20 protein-coding genes are annotated in these 26483 nt (G+C 29.1%); 14 read left to right on the plus strand and 6 right to left on the minus strand.

What is annotated here, in order from left to right:
• Positions 1-2 precede the first annotated feature (2 nt).
• A complete protein-coding gene (locus Q0731_RS06535) occupies positions 3-239 on the minus strand; it encodes a PspC domain-containing protein (RefSeq protein ID WP_299061579.1) in 237 nt (78 codons plus the stop codon).
• A 160-nt stretch (positions 240-399) separates the two neighbouring features.
• On the opposite strand from Q0731_RS06535, the gene uvrA reads away from it, so the two are divergent.
• The 5 genes from uvrA to Q0731_RS06560 all read left to right on the plus strand — a co-directional run bounded on the left by uvrA (position 400) and on the right by Q0731_RS06560 (position 10561).
• Positions 400-3222 carry an excinuclease ABC subunit UvrA gene (gene uvrA / locus Q0731_RS06540; protein WP_299061582.1) on the plus strand — a complete coding sequence of 941 codons (2823 nt, stop codon included), beginning with the start codon at positions 400-402 and terminating at the stop codon, positions 3220-3222.
• Positions 3223-3465: 243 nt separating this feature from the next.
• A complete protein-coding gene (locus tag Q0731_RS06545; protein WP_299061585.1) occupies positions 3466-4173 on the plus strand; it encodes a TIGR00730 family Rossman fold protein in 708 nt (235 codons plus the stop codon).
• Positions 4174-4260: 87 nt separating this feature from the next.
• Positions 4261-7071, plus strand: a complete 2811-nt coding sequence (locus Q0731_RS06550; RefSeq protein ID WP_299061588.1) for an aminopeptidase — start codon at positions 4261-4263, stop codon at positions 7069-7071.
• A 117-nt stretch (positions 7072-7188) separates the two neighbouring features.
• Positions 7189-9642, plus strand: coding sequence for a thiamine pyrophosphate-dependent enzyme (locus tag Q0731_RS06555; protein WP_299061591.1), 2454 nt, complete (start codon positions 7189-7191; stop codon positions 9640-9642).
• A 25-nt stretch (positions 9643-9667) separates the two neighbouring features.
• On the plus strand, positions 9668-10561 hold the full coding sequence (locus Q0731_RS06560) for a DUF6882 domain-containing protein (protein ID WP_299061594.1): 894 nt from the start codon (positions 9668-9670) through the stop codon (positions 10559-10561).
• Between the two features lie 172 nt (positions 10562-10733).
• Here Q0731_RS06560 and Q0731_RS06565 read toward each other — a convergent pair whose 3' ends face one another.
• Positions 10734-12008 (minus strand): DUF2851 family protein, encoded by a 1275-nt coding sequence (locus tag Q0731_RS06565; RefSeq protein WP_299061597.1) that lies wholly within the window; start codon positions 12006-12008, stop codon positions 10734-10736.
• A gap of 113 nt (positions 12009-12121) precedes the next feature.
• Between Q0731_RS06565 and Q0731_RS06570 the strand changes: the two genes are divergently transcribed.
• From Q0731_RS06570 to Q0731_RS06610, 9 genes are all read left to right on the plus strand, one after another.
• Positions 12122-12754 (plus strand): NAD(P)H-dependent oxidoreductase, encoded by a 633-nt coding sequence (locus tag Q0731_RS06570; RefSeq protein ID WP_299061600.1) that lies wholly within the window; start codon positions 12122-12124, stop codon positions 12752-12754.
• 24 nt (positions 12755-12778) lie between these two features.
• Complete coding sequence (locus Q0731_RS06575; protein ID WP_299061603.1) at positions 12779-14239, plus strand: aminoacyl-histidine dipeptidase; 1461 nt, start codon at positions 12779-12781, stop codon at positions 14237-14239.
• Between the two features lie 157 nt (positions 14240-14396).
• Entirely contained in the window at positions 14397-15161 is a 765-nt protein-coding gene (locus Q0731_RS06580) for an AAA family ATPase (protein WP_299061605.1), read from the plus strand.
• Position 15162: 1 nt separating this feature from the next.
• Positions 15163-16047, plus strand: coding sequence for a ParB/RepB/Spo0J family partition protein (locus Q0731_RS06585; protein ID WP_299061608.1), 885 nt, complete (start codon positions 15163-15165; stop codon positions 16045-16047).
• Positions 16048-16638 carry a DUF5683 domain-containing protein gene (locus Q0731_RS06590; RefSeq protein WP_299061611.1) on the plus strand — a complete coding sequence of 197 codons (591 nt, stop codon included), beginning with the start codon at positions 16048-16050 and terminating at the stop codon, positions 16636-16638.
• Position 16639: 1 nt separating this feature from the next.
• A complete protein-coding gene (gene dapB, locus Q0731_RS06595) occupies positions 16640-17341 on the plus strand; it encodes a 4-hydroxy-tetrahydrodipicolinate reductase (protein ID WP_299061615.1) in 702 nt (233 codons plus the stop codon).
• A gap of 77 nt (positions 17342-17418) precedes the next feature.
• A complete protein-coding gene (gene lepB / locus Q0731_RS06600) occupies positions 17419-19110 on the plus strand; it encodes a signal peptidase I (RefSeq protein ID WP_299061618.1) in 1692 nt (563 codons plus the stop codon).
• An 86-nt stretch (positions 19111-19196) separates the two neighbouring features.
• On the plus strand, positions 19197-19799 hold the full coding sequence (locus Q0731_RS06605; RefSeq protein ID WP_299061621.1) for a WbqC family protein: 603 nt from the start codon (positions 19197-19199) through the stop codon (positions 19797-19799).
• Positions 19796-20104: a DUF6122 family protein gene (locus tag Q0731_RS06610; RefSeq protein WP_299061624.1), complete on the plus strand. Its 309-nt coding sequence runs from the start codon at positions 19796-19798 to the stop codon at positions 20102-20104. Before Q0731_RS06605 ends, Q0731_RS06610 begins: the two co-directional genes overlap by 4 nt.
• Here the strand turns inward: Q0731_RS06610 and Q0731_RS06615 are convergent.
• Genes Q0731_RS06615 through Q0731_RS06630 form a run of 4 tightly spaced genes read right to left on the minus strand, consistent with a single transcriptional unit; the run spans position 20095 to position 26471 of the window.
• On the minus strand, positions 20095-21585 hold the full coding sequence (locus tag Q0731_RS06615) for a lipopolysaccharide biosynthesis protein (RefSeq protein ID WP_299061627.1): 1491 nt from the start codon (positions 21583-21585) through the stop codon (positions 20095-20097). The two genes, Q0731_RS06610 and Q0731_RS06615, sit on opposite strands and share 10 nt — an antisense overlap.
• Position 21586: 1 nt before the next feature.
• On the minus strand, positions 21587-22849 hold the full coding sequence (locus Q0731_RS06620; protein ID WP_299061630.1) for a glycosyltransferase family 4 protein: 1263 nt from the start codon (positions 22847-22849) through the stop codon (positions 21587-21589).
• Positions 22846-24036 (minus strand): glycosyltransferase family 4 protein, encoded by a 1191-nt coding sequence (locus Q0731_RS06625; protein WP_299061633.1) that lies wholly within the window; start codon positions 24034-24036, stop codon positions 22846-22848. Before Q0731_RS06625 ends, Q0731_RS06620 begins: the two co-directional genes overlap by 4 nt.
• Positions 24033-26471 (minus strand): YfhO family protein, encoded by a 2439-nt coding sequence (locus tag Q0731_RS06630; protein WP_299061889.1) that lies wholly within the window; start codon positions 26469-26471, stop codon positions 24033-24035. The genes Q0731_RS06625 and Q0731_RS06630 overlap by 4 nt, the downstream gene beginning before the upstream one ends.
• Positions 26472-26483: the final 12 nt, after the last annotated feature.

Genomic DNA, 26483 nt, shown 5'->3' on the forward strand with positions numbered 1-26483 from the left:
TGTTATAAATCGAAAACCGAACTTCTTTTGGTGTATATTAAATCTTTTAACTTCATTGCAAAAACCATTGTTAAATAAAAACCAAACGAAAGACCTACAGTAAAAAAAGTAACATAAATAAAATAAATACGTACATTTTGTGCCTGCATACCAAGCCTATCTGCTAATCTTTGAAAAAAGCCAAAACCATGTCTTTCAAAAAAATGGCGAATAATATGTATGGTGTTTTTTGTTTTCATTTTAAATGCAAGGTACTATTTTATGTGCTGAATATTGCAAAAATAACAAAGGTAATTCTCAAATAAAAACCTAGATAACCTTAACATAATACGTTTTAAATTTCTCCTTTTTTTAAATTAGTATTGATTAACTTTGCTTTTTTACAAAAATTAGGCACGTTTGAAAGACCAAGAATATATTGAAGTTTACGGAGCAAGAGCTCATAATTTAAAAAATATTGATGTTAAAATTCCCCGAGAAAAACTAGTAGTAATTACTGGTTTAAGTGGTAGTGGAAAATCTTCATTAGCTTTTGACACTATTTATGCTGAAGGACAAAGACGTTATATAGAAACATTTTCTGCTTATGCTCGTCAGTTTTTAGGGGGATTAGAAAGACCTGATGTTGATAAAATTGATGGACTTTCGCCAGTAATTTCAATTGAACAAAAGACAACCAATAAAAGTCCACGTTCTACAGTAGGCACAATTACAGAAATTTATGATTTTTTAAGATTATTATTTGCCAGAGCTGCTGATGCTTATTCTTATAACACCGGAGAAAAAATGGTTAGTTATTCTGATGAACAAATTAAGCAACTAATTTTAAGTGATTTTGCTGATAAAAAAATAGCCGTTTTAGCTCCTTTGGTAAAATCTAGAAAAGGACATTATCGTGAACTTTTTGAACAAATTTCTAAACAGGGTTTTTTACGTGTTAGAGTTGATGGAGAAATCAAAGAAATAGAAAAAGGAATGCGTTTAGACCGATATAAAACGCATGATATTGAAGTGGTTATTGATAGATTATTAATTAATGAAGCTTCAGAAAAACGCTTAGAAGAAACTATAAAAACAGCTTTGTATTCTGGAAATAATATTATGATGGTTATTGATATTGATGATAATAATCCTAGATATTTTAGTAGAGAATTGATGTGCCCAACAAGTGGAATTGCATATCCAAATCCAGAACCAAATAACTTTTCTTTTAACTCGCCAAAAGGTGCTTGTGATACATGCAATGGTTTAGGTATTACCAATGAAATTAACCTTAAAAAAGTAATTCCAGATGATAACATTTCTATACAAAAAGGTGGAATTATTCCTTTAGGCGAACAAAAAAGTAGTTGGATTTTTAAACAAATTCAAAATATTGCAGAACGTTACAAATTCAAATTAACAGATACTATCAAAGAAATTCCTAAAGAAGCTTTAGACATTATTTTAAATGGTGGTAATGAATCTTTTAAAATTGAGTCTAAAACGGTTGGTGTTACTAGAAATTATAAAATTGATTTTGAAGGTATTATATCTTTCATAGAAAATCAATATACAAATGCAGAAAGCACCTCTATAAAACGATGGGCAAAAGGTTTTATGGATGAAGTTTCTTGCGGAACTTGTGCTGGAAAAAGGTTAAAAAAAGAAGCACTTCATTTTAAAATTATTGATAAAAACATTAGCGATTTAGCACAAATGGATGTGACTGAATTGGCAAAATGGTTTTTAACTATTGAAGAAAATTTATCAGAAAAACAATTGACAATTGCCAGTGAAATTTTAAAAGAAATTAAAACTAGAATTCAGTTTTTATTAGATGTTGGGTTAGATTATTTGGCATTAGACAGAACCTCAAAATCACTTTCTGGTGGTGAAGCACAAAGAATTCGTTTGGCAACACAAATTGGATCACAATTAGTGGGTGTTTTATACATTTTAGATGAACCAAGTATTGGTTTACACCAAAGAGACAATCAAAAGTTAATAGATTCTTTAGTAAAATTAAGAGATATTGGCAACTCTGTTTTAGTAGTTGAACATGATAAAGACATGATGGAACATGCAGATTTTGTCTTCGATATTGGACCAGGAGCAGGAAAACATGGAGGAGAAATTGTAAGTTCTGGAACTTTTAAAGAACTTAAAAAACAAAAAACATTAACATCTGATTATTTAACAGGTAGAAAAGAAATTGAAGTTCCTAAAAAACGTAGAGAAGGAAATGGAAAATTTATCAAGCTAAAAGGTGCAACTGGTAATAATTTAAAAAATGTATCCGTAGAATTTCCTTTAGGAAAAATGATTTGCGTTACAGGAGTTTCAGGAAGTGGAAAATCTACTTTAATAAACGAAACGTTGTACCCAATTTTAAACGCTCATATATATAGAGGTGTAAAAAAACCAATGCCCTATAAAAAAATTGAAGGTTTAGAGCACATAGACAAAGTGATAGACATCGATCAATCTCCTATTGGTAGAACTCCACGTTCTAATCCTGCAACTTATACAGGTACTTTTGGAGAGGTAAGAAGTTTGTTTGCTAAAACACCAGAAGCTGCAATTAGAGGTTACAAACCTGGTCGGTTTTCTTTTAATGTAAAAGGAGGTCGTTGTGAAACTTGCCAAGGAGGTGGTGTTAGAGTAATAGAAATGAACTTTTTACCAGATGTACATGTAGAATGTGAAACGTGCCAAGGAAAACGTTTTAATAGAGAAACATTAGAAATTAGATACAAAGGAAAATCTATTTCTGATGTTTTAAATATGACAATTGAAGATGCGACCAACTTTTTTGAAAGCATCCCTAAAATCCATAGAAAATTAAAAACAATTAAAGATGTTGGTTTAGGATATATTACACTTGGGCAACAATCTACTACACTTTCTGGCGGAGAAGCTCAACGTATAAAATTAGCTTCAGAATTATCTAAAAGAGATACTGGTAACACCTTTTATATTTTAGATGAACCCACAACTGGTTTGCATTTTGAAGATATTAGAGTTTTAATGGAAGTTTTAAACAAACTTGCCGACAAAGGAAATACTGTTTTAATTATTGAACATAATTTAGACGTTGTAAAATTGGCAGATTATATTATTGATGTAGGAATGGAAGGTGGAAAAAACGGAGGGAAAATTTTATGCAAAGGAACTCCAGAACAAATAGCAAAACATAAAACGAGCTATACTGCTAAATTTTTAAAGAAAGAATTAAAGTAAAATTGTAATATGAAGAAAACTTTACTTTTAAATTTAGAATTATTTTTACCACAAATTCACGAATAAAATATACATTCTATTAAGATATAATTTTCACAAAAAAATGGTACTATTAGTTACCTTAAAAAAAGAAAAAATTAATGAATCCATGACTTTTTCTATGGTTTTAATCTTAATAACAATTTAGAGTAAGAATCGAATTATTGCAAATCATTAAAAAACAGTTTTAAAAACACCTAAAATATGACAAATAACGACAGAAAAATAAAAGAAAAACTACAACCAAAAACTTGGAACGAGATTAAAACAAACGATTCTTGGGCAATTTTTAAAATAATGGCAGAGTTTGTAGAGGGTTATGAACGTCTAAGTAAAATTGGCCCTTGTGTTTCTATTTTTGGATCGGCAAGAACAAAACCAGATCATCCATATTACAAATTAGCAGAAGAGGTAGCTTTTAAATTAACACAAAATGGTTATGGTGTAATTACTGGAGGTGGACCAGGAATTATGGAAGCTGGTAATAAAGGTGCAAATAGAGGAAAAGGAACCTCTGTAGGTTTAAATATTGATTTGCCTTTTGAACAACATGACAACCCTTGGATTGATCCAGGAAAAAGTTTAGATTTCGATTACTTTTTTGTTAGAAAAGTAATGTTTGTAAAATACTCTCAAGGCTTTGTTGTAATGCCTGGAGGTTTTGGTACTATGGATGAACTTTTTGAAGCAATCACTTTAATTCAAACGCATAAAATTGGTCGTTTCCCAATTGTTTTAGTGGGTAAAAAATTCTGGGGAGGTTTATTAGATTGGATTAAAAACACATTATTAGAAGAAGGAAACATCAGTGAAAAAGATTTAAACCTTTTTAGATTGGTAGACACTGCTGATGAAGCATTAGAGCATTTAAATAAGTTTTATGCTAAATATCAAATGAAACCAAATTTTTAAAAATAAATCCTTTTTTTTATCTATTAAAACAGTTTAATTACTAAAATCAGCAATCATATAGCACCTTTTAAAATTATTGAAATTTAATTGAAAAATCATTATTACATATTACTATGCTGTTTTTTAGCTTCTACCTTTATGTTTGCACAACAGAATGCTATCAACATAAAAGCGAGTATAGATATTGAGAAAGATGAATTAAAAATTCAACAAGAAATTATTTTTCACAACACGTCAAATGCTATTTTAACCAATATTTATCTTCATAATTGGGCAAATGCTTACAGAGATCGTAAAACACCTTTATCTAAGAGATTTATAAAAGATTTTAGAAAAGATTTGTATTATGCAAAAGAAAAAGATTTAGGGGCATCAACTATAAAAAGCCTTTCTGTAAATTTTGAAAACGTAACTTTTAGTGAGTTAAAAGATCAGTCAGATATTTTAGAAATTCAATTAAAAAAGCCTCTAAAACCAAATTCAAAAATTAATATTTCTGTAACTTATGTTGTAAAAACACCTAGTAATCGTTTTACAAATTATGGCAAAACAAAAACAGGATATCATCTTAGAAACTGGTATATAACACCTGCTATTTATGATAATGGTTGGCAATTAATGAGCAACTTAAGTTTAGATGATTTATATGAAAAAGGTACAGACTTTAAAATTGAAATTGATGTACCTAAAGAGTTTGTTGTTGAATCTAACTTATATCAATATGAAACCATCAAACAAAATAAAATTAGTTATTATTTAGTTGGAAAAAACAAAACCGATATTATTTTAGGCATCAATAAATCAAAAAAATTAAAAACTTTTAAAACAGAATCAATTACTGTTTATACCGATGTTTTTTCTGATGAAATAGATGACAATCTAACAAGAAGTATTTTAAATAGAGAACTTTTATTTATCAAAAAATACTTAGGTAAATATCCGCATTTAGAAATATACATTGATAAGGCCACACAAAGTAAAAATCCCATTTATGGCTTAAATCAATTACCTAATTTTTTACGTCCGTTTTCTGATACTTTTAAATGGGATATTGCCATGTTTAAAGCATTAACCAAAAGATATCTAGAAAATACAATTCTTATTAATAAAAGAAAAGATTATTGGTTAATAGATGGTATTCAAAATTATTTAATGATTGAATATATAGAAGAATTTTACCCAGAAATTAAACTTTTAGGTAAAGTTTCTAATTACTGGTTTGTAAAAACTTTTAATTTCTCTAAATTAAGTTTTAATGACAAGTATCCTTTTGTGTATCAATTTACAGCACGTAATTTTTTAGACCAAGCATTAAACACTTCTGCAGATTCTTTATCTAATTTTAATAGAAAAATTGTTAGCAAATACAAAGCTGGCTTAGGTTTTCGATTTTTAAAAGGATATTTAGGTGATAGCGTTGTTAACCAAACAATAAAAGAGTTTTATCAGCAAAACCAATTAAAAATTATTTCTAGCACTAAATTTAATGATTTACTTGTTTCAAAAACACCTAAAAAATTAGATTGGTTTTTTAATGATTTTATAAAAACAAATAAAAAAATAGATCATACCATTGAACAGATAAAAATAGAAAAAGATAGTTTTGCAGTTACTATAAAAAATAAACGAAACATCACTACACCTGTTGCTGTTTATGCTATAAAAGACAAAGAAATTAAGCTAAAAAAATGGGTATCTGATATTGACAGTTCAAAAACGGTAAAATTTAAAAAAGAAAATTATGACAACTTTGTTTTAAACTATGAAAATCTTTACCCAGAATTAAATACACTAGATAACTGGCAAAAAATTAATAAAAAAATATTTAACAAACCGTTTAAGTTTACTTTCTTACAGGATGTAACAGATCCAAATTATAATCAATTGTTTTATCAGCCAGAGGCTAGTTATAATTTTTATAATGGGTTAATTTTAGGACTAAAATTAAACAACAAACCTTTAATAAAAAGGAATTTTGAATTTAAAATTTTACCTTCTTATGCAACTAAAAGTCAATCTTTAATTGGTAATTTTTCTTTTAAATACAATCAGTTTTTCGAAAAAACTAAAATCTATAACATTGCTTATGGTATATCTGGTGGCACTTCTGATTATGCCCCTAACCTATCTTATAAATCGCTTGTTCCTTATGTTAATGTAACATTTAAAAGAAAATCGTTAAGAGACGCAACAACAGAATCTTTAAGAGCAAAATTAATACATATCGATAAAGAAATTGCTTTAAATGAACCTAAATCAGAAAGGGATAATTATAGTGTTCTTAGTTTAAGTTACAATTATTCAAACCCTGATATCATTAAAGAATTTAGATATAATTTTAGTACAGAATTTGCTCAAAATTTTTCTAAAGCTGCTTTAGATCTTCGATTTAGATCTTTAACAAGTTCAGATACTCAATTAGATTTTAGGCTATTTGCTGGTGTATTTTTACACAACCAAACACAAGATGATTATTTTAGTTTTGGATTAGATATTAGTAATGATTACTTATTTCAATTAAATTATTTAGGAAGATCTGAAAGTACTGGTTTTTTTAGGCAACAATTTATTATTACAGAAGGAGGTTTTAAATCTGTACTTCCTACAAGGTTTGCAAACCAATTTATGGTTTCTAACAACTCTAGCATTGGTTTATGGCGTTGGGTAGAATTCTATAATAGTGTTGCATTTTTAAAAAACAGAAACGCACCCGTTTATTTTGCTTACGAAAACGGCATCCGTTTTAACTTTGTGCATGAAATTTTCGAAGTATATTTTCCTATGTACTCAAACAATGGTTGGGAAATTGCTCAAAACGCATATCCAGAAAAAATACGTTTTACTTTAACAGCAGATATTGGAGCTGTTTACAATTTTTTTAAACGGGGTTTTTTATAGATTTACTTGATTAAATCAGTAAAAATCTTTCGAAAGTTGAGAAATCCTCAAAAAATAAATCGATTTTTAAATATCAACTAAAAAAACTACCTTTGCACACGTCTAAAACCACTACCAATGCTAAAGGAAACACCTACTAAAAGTACCCAAAAACTTTCTTTTGAAGATTTTAAAACAGAAGTTTTAAATGATTATAGAATTGCTAAAATTAGTAGAGAATGTAGCTTATTAGGTAGAAGAGAAGTTTTGACTGGTAAGGCAAAATTTGGGATTTTTGGAGACGGAAAAGAAGTGCCACAATTGGCCATGGCAAAAGCTTTTAGAATAGGTGATTTTAGATCTGGTTATTACAGAGACCAAACTTTTATGATGGCTCTTGGAGAACTAACTCCTCAACAATTTTTTGCTGGCTTGTATGCTCACACAGATATTAAAGAAGAACCCATGTCTGCAGGTAGACAAATGGGTGGGCATTTTACAACACACAGTTTACATGAAGATGGCACTTGGAAAGACTTAACAAAACAATACAACTCTAGCTCAGATATTTCTCCTACTGCTGCTCAAATGCCACGTTTATTGGGCTTAGCACAAGCATCAAAAATTTATAGAACCGAAAAAAGTATGCAACATCAAACTAACTTTTCTGTAAATGGAAACGAAGTAGCTTGGGGTACCATTGGTAATGCAAGTACTAGTGAAGGTGTGTTTTTTGAAACTATAAATGCTGCTGGCGTTTTACAAGTACCAATGGTTACAAGTATTTGGGATGATGAATATGGTATTTCTGTACATGCAAAACATCAAACTACAAAAGAAGATATTTCTGAAGTTTTAAAGGGTTTTCAAAAAGATGATAACCAAGATGGTATAGAAATTTTTAAAGTGAATGGCTGGGATTATGTGCAACTTGTTGATGTATATAACAAAGCTGGTAATATTGCAAGAGAACATCATATTCCTGTTTTAATTCACGTAAAAGAATTAACTCAACCTCAAGGACACTCTACCTCTGGCTCTCATGAAAGATATAAATCTAAAGAAAGATTAGCTTGGGAAAAAGAGTACGATTGTATTAAGAAAATGCGAAACTGGATTCTAGATTTTGAACTAGAAACTGAATCTGGAGAAATTTTACGTTTTGTAGATTCTGAAGAAGAAATTATCATTTTAGAAAAAGCAGCAAAAAAAGAAGTTGTAAGTGCTAAAAGAAATGCTTGGAATACTTTTATTAGTGAACTAAAATTAGAAGTTAACAACCTTTGCAACTTACTAGACAAAGTTGCCGATAAAAGTAAAAATAGCACTTTTATTAATAAGTATAAAAATGATTTAATGGCTATTGTAGAGCCAACAAGAAAAGATATTTTATCTACTGCTAGAAAAGTACTTCGTTATATTAGAGACGAAAATTTTGCAGAAAAAATAGTACTCCAAAATTATGTAAAGGGTTTTATTGTTGATGGACATGAAAAGTTTTCATCAAGATTACACAGCGAATCTGAATTTAATGCCATAGCTATTTCTGAAAAAAAACCTGCGTATGCTAAAAACAAAACTTTAGTAGATGCCAGAATTATTATGAGAGATAATTTTGATGCATTGCTAAAAAAATACCCAGAAGTAGTAATTTTTGGAGAAGATGCTGGTTTAATTGGTGATGTAAACCAAGGTTTAGAGGGGCTTCAAGAAAAATATGGCGATATTAGAGTTGCAGATACTGGTATTAGAGAAGCAACCATTATTGGGCAAGGCATTGGTTTGGCTTTGCGTGGTTTAAGACCCATTGCAGAAATTCAGTATTTAGATTATTTACTTTATGCTTTGCAAATTATGAGTGATGATTTAGCAACATTGCATTACAGAACTTTTGGCAAACAAAAAGCACCTTTAATTATAAGAACTCGAGGCCACAGACTAGAAGGTATTTGGCATGCAGGTTCTCCAATGGGAGGAATTATCAACAACATTAGAGGAATTTACGTTTTAGTACCTAGAAACATGACCCAAGCTGCAGGATTCTATAATACGTTGCTAGAAGGTGATGATACTGCTTTGGTTATAGAATCTTTAAACGGCTATCGTTTAAAAGAAGAATTGCCTACTAATTTAGGTGACTACAAAACACCAATTGGTATTGTAGAAACCATTAAAGAAGGTACAGATATAACCGTTGTTTCTTATGGTTCTACTTTAAGAATTGTGGAAGCTGTAGCGATTGAATTACAACAAGTTGGCATTGATATAGAAATTATAGATGCACAAAGTTTATTGCCTTTTGATTTAAACCACGATTGTGTAAAAAGCCTAGAAAAAACAAACAAGTTATTAATTATTGATGAAGATGTTCCTGGAGGAGCTTCTGCCTATATTCTACAAGAAATTTTAGAAAATCAAGATGGGTATTTATATTTAGATAGCAAACCTGCTACCCTAACTGCAAAAGCACACAGAACTGCTTATGGAACCGATGGAGATTATTTTTCTAAACCTTCTGCTGAAGATATTTTTGAAAAAATTTATGAAATAATGCATGAAGGAAATCCTGAGGAATATCCTAGTTTGTATTAAAAGGAGTTTTAGCTAATTAAGCGAAATGCAAAAATCAACCTTAACAATAATATTAATTATGTTTTCATTCTTTTCTAAAGGTCAAACCGACTTGGAAACAAGATTTTCAGAAGCAAACTCTGATATGAGTTTAAGAAATATGTATCAAAGAATAGTTTGGAATATGCAACCTACAAACGAGTATTTGTTTGACCAAACTAAAGGAGAAGTCAAGTATATCGTTGAGGAAAATGGATATGAAGTAATTGTAAAACCAAAAATTCTAGGGACATTCAATCTTGACGACAAAACATTTTTATGGTCTGACAAAAACCCTTCAATTAATGACAAACTAAATGATAAAGTAAACTCATTCAGAGAAACTTTACCAAAGAAATATCAGAAAAACAAATTCAAATCAGATACAGATTTTATTAAAAACCTTCTCTCATTGTTTAGTTTTCAAATTGATGCTAATGGATTTGACAACAAACGTCAAGATAATGCAATAATTTATTACTCTCTTTTAGATATTAGAATTTTTAAGGAGGAAAAGGAAATTAAAGTGATTGAACCAAAAAATCATATTCAAATTTTGGAAAGTCAAAACAATGTTAGTCGAATTAAAGAGTTTCATAAAGAAAAATTAGTGGTAAACAAGCTTCACAATGAAAACAAGATTGATTCTGATGAAGCATTTAAAAAAGTAAAAGATGTTCATTTAAAATATTGGCTGAACGAAGATTCATACTTCTTTCCATCATTGTCTTGGCCTTGTGATTTTGATGAAAAATCAATACTTGAATGGTCAGAATTCAAAACCAAAGACAATAGACTTTTTGTAATATACACGACTGGTTTAGGATGGACTACTGAATCTTACGCATACGAAATTGATTCCGATGCTAATGGAGATAAAGTAATAATAAACGAATATTAAAAATAACTAGCTACAACACACACAGTGTATAGTTAATTTCTTGAATATTAAGTACTTAATAAATTTTTCGCAAGCTTTAAATGTAGTTTTTATTTGCTAAATTTAGTGCTTAAAACACGCAACTAATCTTATACAAACACGTTTTCAAATTCAAAGAAACTACTTCACAAAACTATTTTCTTCCTAATAACCTTACTCCAACTGCACACTGCAAACACAATTTCTTAGCACAATAATTGTTTTTAAGCTCTAACAAGGCTTGTGTTTCATAGGCATTTTTAGAAGTAATTTTAATTTCATCAAACTTAGAAATAATACTATTTTTTTCTGGTTTTATTTTTTGAATAATTTCTAAAAACTCAATTTCATTTACTTCACTCCTACTCTTTTTGTATAAAAATTTTAAAGGAATAATCGTGTTGATTAATAATAAATCTACAAATGATTTGGTTAATTTTTTAGGGGATGCTTTAGAAGTTTTATCAAATGTATAATGCGTTTTCCAAAACGGATTTATTGTAACTTCAAACAATTCATAAAAACCTTTTAACGTTTCTATTTTTAATATTTTAGAAAATAAGTTTTGATGTAAATGATACAACCCAACCAATTGTGCAATTCTAATGGTTGGAAAATTTGGTGGTCGCATTCTAAAAAAAGAAAATTGCCCATTTGCAATGGGATGCAAGTTGTACTTATGTTTTAAATATTGATATTCTAACTTTAATTTTTGATGATATTCGTTTTCAATTGTTTCCTCTAAAAAACCTGCCTGACCAAATAACAAAGCAGCTAATTGTTGCTCATTGAAACTTACTTTTCTTAAAATCAAAAAATCAAAAGAGCATGCCAAATCTAAAAAAGCTTCTCCATTTACTTTTAAACCAAAATTCTTAGCTAATACCTGAAACAAAACAGCTTCAAAATCATTATTATTGACGCCTAAAAGAGCATTCATTGCATCAGATTTTTGCTCTAATCTTTCAAAAAACAAACGTTCTTTCCAATTTTCGAATGTAAAATTATCAATAGAACCAATTTCAGTTTCACAGGGAATCCAAACTTGTTTGGAAGCAAATAAATTTGTGTAATTATTTAAAGCAGATTTTAGCACAAAATCCTTTAAAACTAAAACAGGCAAAGGTTTGTTATTCTTCATAAAAATACTAGCATCATCTTCCCAAACAACATGTAAAATTACAGCATCATAATTTTCATCAATTTCATGGTTGTGAGCATACCAATCAGAAGATTTTAAATGAATTTCTAAATTCCCAACCCAAAGTTGATCATTAATCTTTAATTGAGTATTTAAAAAATCAGGCCCAGCATTGTGATTATGTGTCCCAGGTTTTAAAATTGTAATCGATTCTTTATGAGTCGTTTTTAAATTATGAATAGAAAATAACTGGTACTTCCATACATAATGAAGAAAATCTTCATTCATAGCTTTTTTGTTTTCAAGGTACAAAAAACATTTATAACTTTATCAATATTTATAATAGTCCTAATTATACTCATCAACTTTAATATCTTATTTTTGCAATATAATTAAGATAAATGAACATTATAGATAGCTTAAAATGGCGATATGCCGTTAAAAAATTTGATTCAAAAAAACAACTTTCAGAAAAGCAAATAAATACTTTAAAAGAAGCTTTTAACCTAACAGCAACTTCTTATGGGTTACAACCCATTAAATTGGTTGTGATTCAAAATAAAGAAATCCAAAAAAAATTAGTTCCTCATTCTTTTAATCAAAATCAAATACTAGAAGCTTCTCATGTTTTAGTTATTTGTATTACAGATAATTACACAAAAGAAGAAGTAACAAATTATTTTGATTTAGTGCAAAAATTAAGAAATACTCCAGATGAAGTCATCAAACCTTTTAAAGATTTTTTAACTGCAGATGTTGATAAAAAAACGCAGGAAGAATTGGCTTTATGGAATAAAAACCAAGCATATATTGCCTTAGGTAATTTAATGACTGTTTGTGCAGTAGAAAAAATTGATGCTTGCCCAATGGAAGGTTTTATGCCTGAAAAATATAATGAAATTCTGAATTTAAAATCACAAAATTTAAAATCTGTTTTAGTTTTACCTGTTGGTTTTAGAGCTGAAGATTGTTACATGAAAGACCAAGCAAAAGTGAGGAAAAAACTACAAGAAATTGTAGTGGAAATTAGCTAAATTAAGGTACTAAAAATTGATAAAATGAACGAAGCAGTCAGAAATTTAGCTCCTAAAATTGTTTGGAATCACTTTGCAGATTTAAATGCAATTCCTCGTCCTTCTAAAAAAGAAGAACGTGTAATTCAATTTATGGTTGATTTTGGTAAAAAATTAAACTTTACAACTATAGTTGATAAGGTTGGCAACGTTATCATTACAAAACCTGCTACAAAAGGATTTGAAGATAGAAAAACAGTAGTTTTACAGAGCCATTTAGATATGGTTCATCAAAAAAACTCAGACACTATTTTTGACTTTGACAAAGAAGGAATCAAAATGTTGATTGATGGAGATTGGGTAACTGCAAGTGGTACAACTCTTGGGGCAGATAATGGTTTAGGAGTTGCTGCAATTATGTCCGTTTTATCTTCTACAGATCTTCAACACCCAACTATTGAAGCTCTTTTTACCATTGATGAAGAAACTGGCATGACTGGTGCCATGGGTTTAGAAGCTGGTATTTTAAAAGGAGAGATTCTTTTAAATTTAGACACTGAAGAAGATGATGAAATAGGCATGGGTTGTGCAGGAGGCATTGACATAACTGCAACCAGAAACTATGCAGAAGAAAGTGTTTCTACAAACTCTACCGCTTTTTCTATTACAGTTAAAGGTTTAAATGGCGGACATTCTGGAATGGATATTCATAAAGGGTTAGGAAATGCCAACAAAATTATGAATCGTTTATTATATGACGGTTTTACAAATTTTGGTTTGCGAATTTCTGAAATAAATGGTGGTAGTTTACGCAATGCAATTCCACGAGAAAGCACTGCTTTGATTACAATTGATACAATATCTGAAGAAGCTTTTTATTTAGAAACAAACCTACTTATAAACAATATAAAATTAGAGTTCTTAACATTAGAACCTAATTTAATTATTGATATTCAAGAAGTAGGTTTACCAAAAAAGTTTATGGAATTAGGTGTTCAAGAAGGTTTTTTAAAATCTATGTATGCTGCTTTAAATGGTGTGTATAGAATGAGTGCTACTATTACTGATTTGGTAGAAACCTCTAACAATATTGCACGTGTTATTGTAAAAGAAGGACATATAAAAATTGGTTGTTTAACGCGTTCATCATCAGAAAGCAACAAATATGATTTAGGAAACTCATTAAAATCTGCATTTGAATTAGCAGGTTTTGAAGTTGAAATATCAGGAGAATATCCTGGTTGGCAACCGAATATAAATTCAGAAATTTTGGAAGTAGTATCTAACTTATATCAAAATTTACACGGCGAAAAAGCAAACGTTGCAGCTTGCCACGCAGGTTTAGAATGTGGAATTTTAGGTCAAAATTATCCTAAAATGGACATGGTTTCTTTTGGCCCAACCATCAAAGGAGCACACTCTCCAGATGAAAGAGCTTCTATTAAATCTACTCAGAAATTTTGGACCTTTTTAGTAGAAATATTAAAAAACATACCTAAAAAATAAGCTTTTTTTTATTTTATCAAACTTGTTTAAAAGAGTCAAAAGAATATTTATAAAATTCTGATATTAAGTAAATTAACTTTTTATATTTTTGTTAACATCTTTCATTTCCTAAATTCATAAATATTTGTAAATTTACAGTTAAAATTATCTGTTTCTAATGGGGAAAATAATTGCTATTGCAAATCAAAAAGGAGGGGTTGGTAAAACCACTACAACCATAAATTTAGCGGCTTCTTTAGGCGTTCTAGAAAAAAAAGTATTATTAATTGATGCAGATCCTCAAGCAAATGCTTCCTCTGGTTTAGGTATTGATGTAGAAACTGTAGAAATTGGTACATACGAAGTTTTAGAACATTCAGTTTCTGCCAAAGATGCTATCGTAAAAACAGGATCACCTAATGTAGATTTAATTCCTGCTCATATTGATTTAGTTGCCATCGAAATAGAGTTGGTAGACAAGGAAGATAGAGAATATATGTTAAAAAAATCTTTGATAGATATTAAAGATGATTATGATTTTATATTAATTGACTGTGCTCCTTCTTTAGGTTTAATTACTTTAAATTCTTTAGTAGCAGCAGATGCTGTAATTATACCTATTCAATGTGAATATTTTGCTTTAGAAGGATTAGGCAAGTTATTAAATACTGTTAAAAGTGTTCAAAATATTCATAACCCAGATTTAGAAATTGAAGGTTTACTGTTAACAATGTTTGATTCTAGATTAAGACTATCTAACCAAGTAGTTGATGAAGTTAGAAAACATTTTGCTTCGATGGTTTTTGAAACAATTATAAGAAGAAATACACGTTTAGGAGAAGCACCAAGTTATGGAGAAAGTATTATAGCTTATGATGCAACTAGTAAAGGTGCAGTAAATTACATTAATTTAGCCCAAGAATTATTAAAAAAGAATTCGTAAAATGGCAAAAGCAACAAAAAAACAAGCTTTAGGACGAGGACTTTCTGCTTTGTTAAAAGAATCTTCGAGCGTAATTTCTGCAACTGATAAAAATGCAGACAAGCTTGTTGGAAATATTATTGAGTTAGATTTAGATTTAATTGAAGTAAACCCTTACCAACCAAGAACTTATTTTGATGAAGAAGCCTTAAAAGAATTAGCTGGTTCTATTAAAGAACTAGGTGTAATTCAGCCAATTACAGTTAGAAAGTTAGAAGGTAATAAATTTCAATTGGTTTCTGGTGAAAGACGGTTTAGAGCCTCAAAATTAATAGGAAACAAAACAGCACCAGCTTATATTAGACTTGCCAACGACCAAGAAATGCTAGAAATGGCATTGGTAGAAAATATTCAGCGTAAAAACTTAGACCCCATTGAAGTGGCACTTTCTTACCAACGTTTAATTGATGAAATTAAATTGACACAAGAAGAATTAAGTATTAGAGTTGGTAAAAAAAGATCTACTGTAACTAATTATTTACGTTTGTTAAAATTAGACCCTATTTTACAAACTGGTATGAGAGATGGTTTTATTTCTATGGGACATGGTCGTGCAATGATTAATGTTGAAAATACTGAGGATCAACTAGCGATTTATGAAAAAATATTACGCGACAAATTATCTGTAAGACAAACAGAAGACTTTGTAAAAAACTTAAAAACAGGTGCAATTGTAAAACCTAAGAAAAAACAGGTACCGAGTTTTATAAAAGAAAGTGTAAAAGATATTAGCGAATATTTTGGCCACAAAGTTAGTGTTAGTGTAAATTCTAATGGTAAAGGAAAAATCTCTATTCCTTTCAATTCTGAAGAAGATTTAAACCGAATAAAAAACTTATTAAAATAAGTGTTTTTCAACAAAATTATACTTGTCTTTTTCTGTGCATTTTTTTCTGCAACTATATTTGCTCAGAAAGATTCTATAAATATAAAAGATATTAAAATTAAAGGAGATATTAAAATTGAAAAAGGGGGTATTTATGATCCTTTAGCTCCTTCTAGAGCTGCTTTTTACTCCGCTATTTTTCCTGGAATGGGACAAGTTTACAATAAAAAATATTGGAAAACGCCTATAGTTTGGGGTGCATTGGCAACCAGCCTTTATTACTATTCAATTAATAGTAAAGATTATAATAGGTTTAGAGCAGCATATAAACTAAGAAAGAATAATTTACCTGATGAATTTACAGTTGATGGGCAAGAAATACTTTCTGAACAAACTTTAGAAAGGGCTCAAGAGCAATTAAAGGAAAACAGAGATATGTCTTTACTAACCACAGTAGTTTTATATGTTTTACAGATTGTAGAAGCTAGTGTAAATGCACATTTACTTCAATTTAATACAGATGATAACTTAACATTTAAACCCACCTTTATTAACGATCCAATTTATGTGGAAGCTCCTAAAGTAGGTTTAACAATTAAATATAATTTTTAAGATGAAAATTGCATTATTAGGATATGGAAGAATGGGTAAAGAAATTGAAAAAATTGCTTTATCTCGTGGACACGAAATTGTAATTAGAAAAGATGTAGGTGATATTATAGATATTACTTTAGCAGATGTTGCCATAGATTTTAGTGTACCAACTTCTGCTTTTAACAATATTACCAACTGTATAAATAACAATGTTCCTGTAATTTGTGGAACTACAGGTTGGTTAGATAAATATGACGATGCTGTTGCTCTTTGTAAAGAAAAAAATAGTGCTTTTATATATGCATCTAATTATAGTTTAGGAGTAAATATTTTCTTTGAGCTAAACAAACAGTTGGCAAAAATGATGAGTTCTTTAAAAGACTATAACATTTCTATGGAAGAAATTCATCATACCAAAAAATTAGATGCGCCAAGTGGAACAGCTATTACATTGGCAGAAGGAATTATAGAAAACTCTAACAAAAACAATTGGGAATTAGACGAAAAAACATCCGAAGAAAACATACCAATTGTAGCTAAAAGAATACCAGAAGTTCCTGGTACACATACAGTTTGGTACGACTCTGAAGTAGATTCTATAGAAATTAAACATACAGCTCACAACAGAAAAGGTTTTGCTCTAGGTGCAGTGGTTGCTGCAGAATGGATTATTGGAAAAAAAGGTGTTTTCTCTATGAAAGATGTATTAAATCTTAATTAATACAACTAAAAAAATTTCCATTTTAGCATAACAAAAAAATAAACTCTTCTTGTTAAAGAAGCATAAAGTATAAAATTATGACATTTACACAATGGTTTCTCTTTTTTCTAGTAATTCAGGTACTTCACTTTTTAGGAACTTGGAAACTCTATGTAAAAGCAGGTAGAAAAGTTTGGGAAGCAGCCATACCAATTTATAACGGAGTTGTTTTAATGCAAATTATAAACCGCCCAAAATGGTGGATTATTTTATTATTTATACCCGTTGTAAACCTTTTAATGTTCCCTGTTATTTGGATAGAAACGATTAGAACTTTTGGGTTTTACAAAAAATTAGATTCTTTTTTAGTAATTATAACTTTAGGATTATATATTTTTTATATCAACTATGCAACAAATGCAACATACAATGCAAATAGAAGTTTAAAACCACGTTCTGAATTAGGAGAATGGATTAGCTCTATAACATTTGCAATTATTGCTGCAACTTTAGTACACACCTATTTTATGCAGCCTTTTACCATACCAACTTCTTCTTTAGAAAAATCTTTATTGGTTGGTGATTATCTTTTTGTAAGTAAATTTCATTACGGAGCAAGAGTTCCATCAACAGTAGTTGCTGCTCCAATGGTGCATGATTCTATCCCTTTTACTTCTAAAGCGTCTTATTTAAAAAAACCACAACTACCTTACACACGTTTACCGGGTTTACAAAAAATTAAAAACAACGATATTGTTTGTTTTAATTGGCCTGCAGATACATTAGCTACAATGTGGGGAGATACTTCTGGAAAATTTACTTATAAACCTGTAGATAAAAAAACCAATTACGTAAAACGTTGTGTGGGTATTGCAGGTGATTCTTTAGAAATGAGAAATGGTCGTTTTTACATCAACGGAAAAAAGAATGTCTTACCAGAAAGAGGTAAAATACAGTTTTATTACACGTATGAATCTAAAAAACCTATAGATCAAAACACCTATCCTAAATTTTTAATTGATAAAGAAAGAACCAATGTTTACAAAATTTTAAGTGAATATTGGAATAATGAAAAAGTACAAACTGCCATAAAAGAAAACGGATTCTTATCTAAAATAGGATCTGATTCTTTGTACACAGAAGTTGCTGGAGGTATCAATCCTAATTTTGCTAGAAAATTAAAAATGGTGTCTGTTGATAACAAAATTAATATCAATTTAACAGATGATGAAGTTGAAGAATTAAAAAAATACCCTCTTACTGTTTCTGTAAATAAAGTAAATTATGGTGCAGATACTGCTATTTTTCCTCACATAGAAAGTTTGGGTTGGAGTCAAGATAATTTTGGACCTATCTACATTCCTGAAGCTGGAGCAACAGTAAAAATAGATACAAAATCATTGCCTTTTTATGAGCAAATTATAAAAAACTATGAGAATAACGATTTGCAAGTTGTTGGAGAAAATATTTTTATCAACGGAGAAAAAGCAAATTCTTATACGTTTAAACAAGATTATTTTTATTTAATTGGAGATAACAGACACAACTCTTTAGACGCTCGTTATTGGGGTTATGTTCCTTTTGATCATGTTTTAGGAAAACCAGTTTTAGTTTGGTTTAGTTGGGATAAAAATGGAGCTTCGTTTTTAAAATCTATTCGATGGGAAAGACTCTTTACAACTGTTCATGGAAATGGAAAACCTGTTTCATACAGATATTTAGTTTTTGGTTTGATAGCATTGTATATTGGATTTAGTTTTTTTAAAAGAAGAAAGAAATCTAAGAAATAGTATTCAGTTTTCAGTAGCAGTTTGCAGTAACAACAAACTTTAAACTGAGACTTAATACTAGGACTGTAAACTGAATACTTAGAAAAATGTCATTATTTATTCCTTCCTACTTTGGACCAATTTCTGAATATTCTGAAATTATAAAATCTGATTCCATAGTTTTTGAAATGGAAGATAATTTTCAGAAACAGAGTTATAGAAATAGATGTTACATTTATAATTCTAACGGAAAACAATTACTAAATATTCCTGTAATAGATAAAAACAAAGGAAATAATCAACGTAAAAAAACCAAAGATTTATTGGTAGATAATGATGCTCTTTGGCAAGATCATCATTTAAAATCTTTACAAACAGCATATAGAACTTCTCCTTTTTATGAATTTTATGAAGACGATTTATTACCAATCTTCAACAAAAAATATACATTTTTACAAGATGTAAATATTGATACGTTTTTATTTATTTCTGATGCTTTACAAATATCTCAACAATATTCTAAAACTGAAGAATATGTAGTAGAAAGCACTGAAAAAGATTTTAGAGAATTGTCTAACGTAAAAAATCAACCTAAAAAATTAGTAGAAAAGTACATTCAAATGTTTGATGATAAACATGGGTTTATTCCTAATTTATCAATTTTAGACTTACTTTTTATGGAAGGACCAAATGCCATAAGTTACTTATGACTTTAGGATTCTTTATACATTATGGATTGCATTTTATAGCTCCATTTTTTATTGCTTATATTTTCTTTAAAAATAATTGGAAAATTGTTTATGTAATATTTATTGGCTCTATGTTGGTAGATTTAGACCACCTTTTAGCAAATCCTATTTTTGATAAAAACAGATGCAGTATCAACTTTCATCCACTACATTCTTATATAGCAATTGGTTTTTATGTTGTTGGGGTATTTTTTAAGAAAACAAGAATACTCTGTTTTGCATTATTATTTCACATGCTTACAGATTTCATAGATTGCTATCTGTAGTATTTTTTAAGTAAATTATCTAACTCTGTAGATATATTTAATTTAAAAATTAAAAACAGATACACTACAGTTATTAAAATACTTTTTAAGCCAATATTGATAATTGGATGAATTGGAAATTTCCAAAAGTAAATATCATCGATTGGAAAATCCCAAAAATTAAAAACGCCCATCATTATAATAATAATTGTAAACATTTTTAAAGATTTTGGGGTAAATGGAGTTATAGAAAACTTACGATGAACAAACCATAACTTAAAAGTATTAAATACCACTATAATAATTAGAGTAGATAATGCCAAACCATCTGTACCAATACCTAAGTTAAAATAGAACAAGTCATTTAAAAAATAAACGCCAACAGACATACCAATTGCAATTGGTAATGCTATTTTATAAAACTTAGAATTGTTAATAATAGCACCATTACTGCCTAAAAACATGGTATACAATTTGGCTGTAGAAATCATAAAAACTACCCATTCTCCTCCTGCATAACCTTTATCTGGCATTATTTTAAAAAGTTCTGTAACACCACAATTAACCAACACATAAAACAAACCACCAACCAAAAAAAGATTGATAGAACTTTTTTTATACAAACTCTCTACTTCTTTATGGTCAAACTCATTTAAAGATTTAGAAGTTAAAGGTTGTAAAATCTGAGTCATTGCTCTACTTGGTGCTTCTATAAAACTACCTATAAAAACAGCCACAGAATAGTAGGCTGCTTTTTCTATAGTGTCTTTTCCTGGTATCATAATTTTATCAATATCTAATAAAATTGCTCCAGCACTACCTGCTAAAATAATGTATAACGAATATTTTATAATTTCTGATGTATTGTTAGGTAGCTTAAACTGAAATTTTGGTAAATAGACATAAAAAGCATAAAACATCATTACAAATACTCTTAATACATAAGCTATGGTTAAGTAAAAGATAAATTCTTCTTTGGTTATAAAAGCAAAAAAAACAGCTAATAAAAGAATCATAACCACTACTCTATTCCAAAGTTCTTTTAAAATATTACCAAAAACAGTATTTAATTGCACTTTTGTCCAAGAATAAAAAAGCTCAAAATAAGCACAAGCAACTGCAATTATGTAAATAGAAAAGGTGTAATTTTCTATCATTTGATTTTCTTCTGTAACTTTACTCATAATCCATAAATGAGCATAATCCCACAGAAAACCTAAAGGCAAAGCTATTATAAGAGGTAAAAATAATACTGAAGATAAAAATGTATCTTTTTCTTGTTTGGTTTTATAAGAAGAAAAAAACTTAACAATTGTATATTGAATTCCAAATGCTGTTAAAGGCATAATTAAATTAGAGGCAGATAACAAAAAAGTAACCATACCATAAAACTCAGACTCTAAAATTCTTGGGTAAAAAATAATTGTATTGATACCGCCAATTAAAAAAGCAGCATAAATAATAATCGTATTTCTAAAAGATTGTTTTAGTACAATTCCCATATTACGAATGTAAACTTTTAATTACAGAAGCTAACTTTTTAGTCAACTCTTTTCTATGATATTGCTCTAAATTTTTAGAAGCTACTGCTAAAGATCCTTTTTTATATTGCTGATACAATTTTTTGATTTCTAATGCTAATTTGTCTTCATTATCAAAACCAATTACTACTCCTGTATTTGTGCTTTCTAAAATTTCTGATAAATCTCCTTTTTCTGGACCAATTGCTAAAATGGGTCTTTTTGCTTGTAAATACTCAAATAATTTTCCTGTTAAAATTCCTTTAGATTTTTTAATATTCGGAATTAACAACAACAAAACCTGTGCTTTTTTTTGATATTCAATAGCTTTTTGATGATGCACATAACCAACAAAACAAGTATTATCTATTAGTTGATTATTATGTATTTCTGTTTTTACATCCTCAGAAATATCTCCAATAAAATTGAGTTGTAAATCTTTTTTAAAATCTATATTTAGTTCACAAAGCTCTTTTAAAACTTTAAAAAACATTTTAGGATTGCTCTGTTTAGGCAACAAACCAATGTAAGAAATTGTAAATTTAGCATCTAAATCAACCTCATTTTCAGCTAAAACCTCATCATCAAAACCATTGGTAACTACTTCTACTCTATTTGCTGTTTTAGCAAATGCAGTTTTTAATGAATTACTCACTGTAAGGACACAATCTGCATTTTTTAAAACAGCGGCTTCTAATTTTAAATTCTTCTTTTTTGCAAAAGGTAATTGCTTAAAGTCTTTATGATAGTACAAATCTGACCAAGGATCTCTAAAATCTGCAATCCATTTTATATTGTTTTGCTGATGTAATTTTTGTGCAATTAAATGTATGCTGTGAGGTGGACCTGTAGAAATTATGCTATCAATTTTGTTTTCTGAAATATATTTTTGAAGATATTTTACAGAAGGTTGTACCCAAAATATTTTTGGATCTGGAATAAAGAAGTTTCCACGAATAAAAGACATCAAACCATTTTTTGCAACATTTGAAATACCTGTTTTTTGTTTCTTTTTTTTCCAAAATAACAAGTGGGTTGGTTCCCAAATAGGCTGTTTTAAAACTTGAATGTTTTTTGGAATTTCATTATGTAACGTTGTGTCTTCTTTGGGGTAATTGACATTATCAACAGTATACACAATAGGTTCTATGCCAAAATCTTGTAAATATTTTACAAATTTTAACCAACGTTGTACTCCAGATCCTCCTGCAGGAGGCCAATAATATGTAATTATTAAAACTTTCAAAATGATAAGTTATCGTATAAATCGATTAATTTTTTAGACGTTTGTTCCCAAGAAAACTCATTTTCTATAAACTGTTTTCCGTTTTCGCCTAATTGGTGCCTTAAATCCTTGTCTCTATATAGTGTTAGAACTTTCTCTGAAAAATCTTTAACATTTCTATCTAAATGAATCAAACCTGTATTATTTTTTTCAACCAACCTTTTTTGAGCAGTTGCATCACTTACTAAAAGTGGTTTTCCTAAACTCATATATTGAAAAATTTTATTAGCATAAGCTACATCATGTTGTAAATTTCTATGCAATGGCGAAATACAAATTTCGCTTGCTAAAATATAAGACTGAAATAAAGATACATTTTGCCAACCTTCAAAAGCAACGTACTTTTCTAATTTTAAGTGGGCAACTTGTTGTTTTAAAATAACATCTGTAGTATTCTTACCAACAATTACCAATTTAATATTTGTAATTTTATCCTTTAAAAAAACAAGAGATTCAATAGCAGTTTGCAAACCTCTTCTTACATGTGTATCGCCCAAATACAAAAGCACAAAATTACCTTTATATCTATTTACAATCGTTTCATCAACCTTATAATCTGTATAAAAAGAGGCTCTAATTGTATTAGGCACAAGTACTAATTTGTCTTTTACAGCAGGAATTCTTACTACTAAATTCTCTAAAAATTCTGGAGAAACTGAAATTACTTTGTCCGCTTTTTCAATAAACTCCTTTTCTTTTTGTTTCCATTTTAATGGCGAAATCATATACTTTCCAGGGAATTTCTGCAAATGAGGATACAACTTCATCACTTCTGGCATATTATCATGCAAATCTAAAACTACAGGTAAGCTAAATTTTTTATTTGCATTATAAACAGCTTGTGCTATTCTAATATCATGAATATGTAAGGCTTGTATTTTTGTTTCTTTTATAAATTGATGCATCTTCTTTTGCATCAAAAAAGTATAAAAAGGAACTGTGTATGCTAAAGCAGATAATTTATATTCCAATTTATTGGATGCATATCTTTTAACTTGAATTCCGTTGATGTTTTCAGACGATTTTTCATTTCCATATTTTAAACAGAATAGAAAAACTTCATGTCCTGCTTTTACCAAAGAAACGGCTTCATTTTCTACCCTTGGATCTGGTGGAAATGGAGCGTCTAAAATCATTCCTATTTTCATTCTTTCAGTTGCTTCTTTTCATAAAAAAACCAGCCAACTGCAATTAAGAATAATAATCCATAAGAAGTTAAAGAAATTATTTTTCCTTGCTGAATTACTTTTGGCTCAAACTTAAATTCAATTTTATGTTCTCCTGCAGGAACAATCATTCCTCGTAAAACATAATTGACTCTAAAATGTGGCGTTAAAGTTCCATCAATGTATGCATTCCAGCCATCTTTATAATAAATTTCAGAAAAAACTGCAAACTGTTCTTTTTGGGTTTTAGATTGATAAGTTAACGTTGTAACATCATACTTTATTAGTTTGATAGTTGCAGTAGAATCTTTTTGGAATTTTGGAATACCACTTACTTTAAACCTACTACCATACTTAAAATTATCAAAAACAGCTTGATTTTTTGTATCCAAAGAATCTAACATTTGCATTTCCTGATTCGCATTTTGTACAGCAATTAACTCTTTTACAAACCAAGCATTTCCATTTGCTTCTGTATTTAATTGTGCTTGTTTTTCTCCACTTTCAGTGGGAATGATAAAATACTTTGTGTTTAGCATGTTGATAACCTGCCTATTATTTTTGGCTATTTGAAAATCAAATAATTCTTGATAACGCATCATTTTTGCTGCATGATACCCACCAATAGATTGATGAAAATAAGATGTACTACCATCGCTCATAGGATTTACAGAAAAATTACCAACTCTAAAATGGCTTTTATCTTGAAGTATATATTGATCAGCTTTTGAGGCAACAAAAGGCTTTTCTATTTTTCTTGCCGCTTTAAAATCGTTTTTATTTACATATTTTTTATCCACAGAAATTAAATCAACCAAAACAAAAACAAGCAATATCATAATTGCAAAACCCTGTCTTAATTTGTTTTTTAAGAACATCCATAAAACAACCGCAGAAAAAACAGTAAACGCTAAAGAACGTAAAACATCCATCAATAACATCGATTTTCTATCAGCAATTAAAGCATCTATTAAACCTGGTAATTGACTGTATTGTTCATCTCTTAATCCTTGAAAAGTAGAAAAACTATGTGCTAACAAAAAGCCAACAATCATCAATCCTGCAAAAACATACACTGCTTTTTTTAATGCTTGTATTTTTTCATCCGAAGAAATAGTTGACGAAAAGAACTCCTTTACACCTAAAATTGCTAAAATTGGCACACACAATTCTGCAATAACTTGTATGGATGAAACTGCTCTAAATTTATTATATAAAGGAAAATAATCAATAAAAAAGTTAGTTAAAACCTCAAAATTTCTACCCCAACTCATTAATATTGAAAATACAGTTGCAGCAACTAACCATTGTTTTAAACGACCTTTTACTAAGAAAAATCCTAAGAAAAACAGAAAGAAAACAACAGCACCAATGTAAGCTGGTGCTTCTACAATATTTTGATCTCCCCAATAAGTGAGTACTTGTTCTGCATATTCTTTGGCTGCTTTTTTACCTGCTTTGGCTGCTATAGTTTGATAAAAGTTAGAACTTTCTCCCAATTTCTCAACAGTTCCTCCACCCATAAAACGTGGAATAAACAAATTAAACGTCTCTAATTTTGCATAACTATATTCTGTAATATAGGCTTTGTCTAATCCTTGAGTTGCTTGTTTGCTACTTCCATCAACATTGATGGTTAATTCAGATTTTCCTCTGGTGCTATACTCTGCATACTCTTTCATTGCCATTAAACGAGAGGCATTGGCACCTATTCCTAACAATATAGCAGCAATAATTACAACAGCTTGTTTAATAAAAGTTGGTACTATTTTTTGTTTAATAGCATGGATGAATTCAACAATTCCTAAAATTAACAAACAAAACCCTAAATAATAAGTCATTTGAGGATGGTTTGTATAAATTTCTAAAGCCATGGCGACTCCTGTAACTAAAAAACCTAACAAATATCTTTTTTGAAAAACCCATAAAACTCCTGCTAAAACCAATGGCATATAAGCAATTGCATGAGCTTTTGCATTATGACCTGCTCCAAAAATTATAATCAAATAGGTAGAAAAACCAAAGGCTAAAGACCCTAAAATTGCCAATCTCCAATTGACTTTTAAAGCCATCATCAAAACAAAAAAGCTTAAAAAGTATAAGAAGGTATAATCTGCAGGTCTTGGTAAAAAACGTAATAATTTATCTAGTGATCTTACAAAATCATTCGGATAATAAGCACTCACTTGGTAAGCTGGCATTCCACTAAAAGAACTCCCTGTCCAATAAGGTTCAGTCTTTTTAGCTGCTCTAAAATCTGCAATTTCTTTAACACTACCTCTAAATTGCGTAATATCTGATTGGTTTAATTTTTGCCCTTTTAAAACAGGATAAAAATAAGTAATCGCTGCTAAAGCAAAAATTGCGATTGCAATTAGATAAGGAATAACTTTATTAGAAATTTTCAAATGACTGATTTTTAATATTGT

Source organism: uncultured Polaribacter sp. (assembly GCF_947497695.1).
Lineage (GTDB): Bacteria > Bacteroidota > Bacteroidia > Flavobacteriales > Flavobacteriaceae > Polaribacter.

Excerpts from the sequence above, each read along its gene's own strand:
- Q0731_RS06535 (WP_299061579.1), bottom strand. The coding sequence starts at position 239 with ATGAAAACAAAAAACACCATACATATTATTCGCCATTTTTTTGAAAGA.
- Q0731_RS06545 (WP_299061585.1), top strand. The coding sequence starts at position 3,466 with ATGACAAATAACGACAGAAAAATAAAAGAAAAACTACAACCAAAAACT.
- Q0731_RS06555 (WP_299061591.1), top strand. The coding sequence starts at position 7,189 with ATGCTAAAGGAAACACCTACTAAAAGTACCCAAAAACTTTCTTTTGAA.
- Q0731_RS06560 (WP_299061594.1), top strand. The coding sequence starts at position 9,668 with ATGCAAAAATCAACCTTAACAATAATATTAATTATGTTTTCATTCTTT.
- Q0731_RS06565 (WP_299061597.1), bottom strand. The coding sequence starts at position 12,008 with ATGAATGAAGATTTTCTTCATTATGTATGGAAGTACCAGTTATTTTCT.
- Q0731_RS06570 (WP_299061600.1), top strand. The coding sequence starts at position 12,122 with ATGAACATTATAGATAGCTTAAAATGGCGATATGCCGTTAAAAAATTT.
- Q0731_RS06575 (WP_299061603.1), top strand. The coding sequence starts at position 12,779 with ATGAACGAAGCAGTCAGAAATTTAGCTCCTAAAATTGTTTGGAATCAC.
- Q0731_RS06580 (WP_299061605.1), top strand. The coding sequence starts at position 14,397 with ATGGGGAAAATAATTGCTATTGCAAATCAAAAAGGAGGGGTTGGTAAA.
- Q0731_RS06585 (WP_299061608.1), top strand. The coding sequence starts at position 15,163 with ATGGCAAAAGCAACAAAAAAACAAGCTTTAGGACGAGGACTTTCTGCT.
- dapB (WP_299061615.1), top strand. The coding sequence starts at position 16,640 with ATGAAAATTGCATTATTAGGATATGGAAGAATGGGTAAAGAAATTGAA.
- lepB (WP_299061618.1), top strand. The coding sequence starts at position 17,419 with ATGACATTTACACAATGGTTTCTCTTTTTTCTAGTAATTCAGGTACTT.
- Q0731_RS06605 (WP_299061621.1), top strand. The coding sequence starts at position 19,197 with ATGTCATTATTTATTCCTTCCTACTTTGGACCAATTTCTGAATATTCT.
- Q0731_RS06610 (WP_299061624.1), top strand. The coding sequence starts at position 19,796 with ATGACTTTAGGATTCTTTATACATTATGGATTGCATTTTATAGCTCCA.
- Q0731_RS06615 (WP_299061627.1), bottom strand. The coding sequence starts at position 21,585 with ATGGGAATTGTACTAAAACAATCTTTTAGAAATACGATTATTATTTAT.
- Q0731_RS06625 (WP_299061633.1), bottom strand. The coding sequence starts at position 24,036 with ATGAAAATAGGAATGATTTTAGACGCTCCATTTCCACCAGATCCAAGG.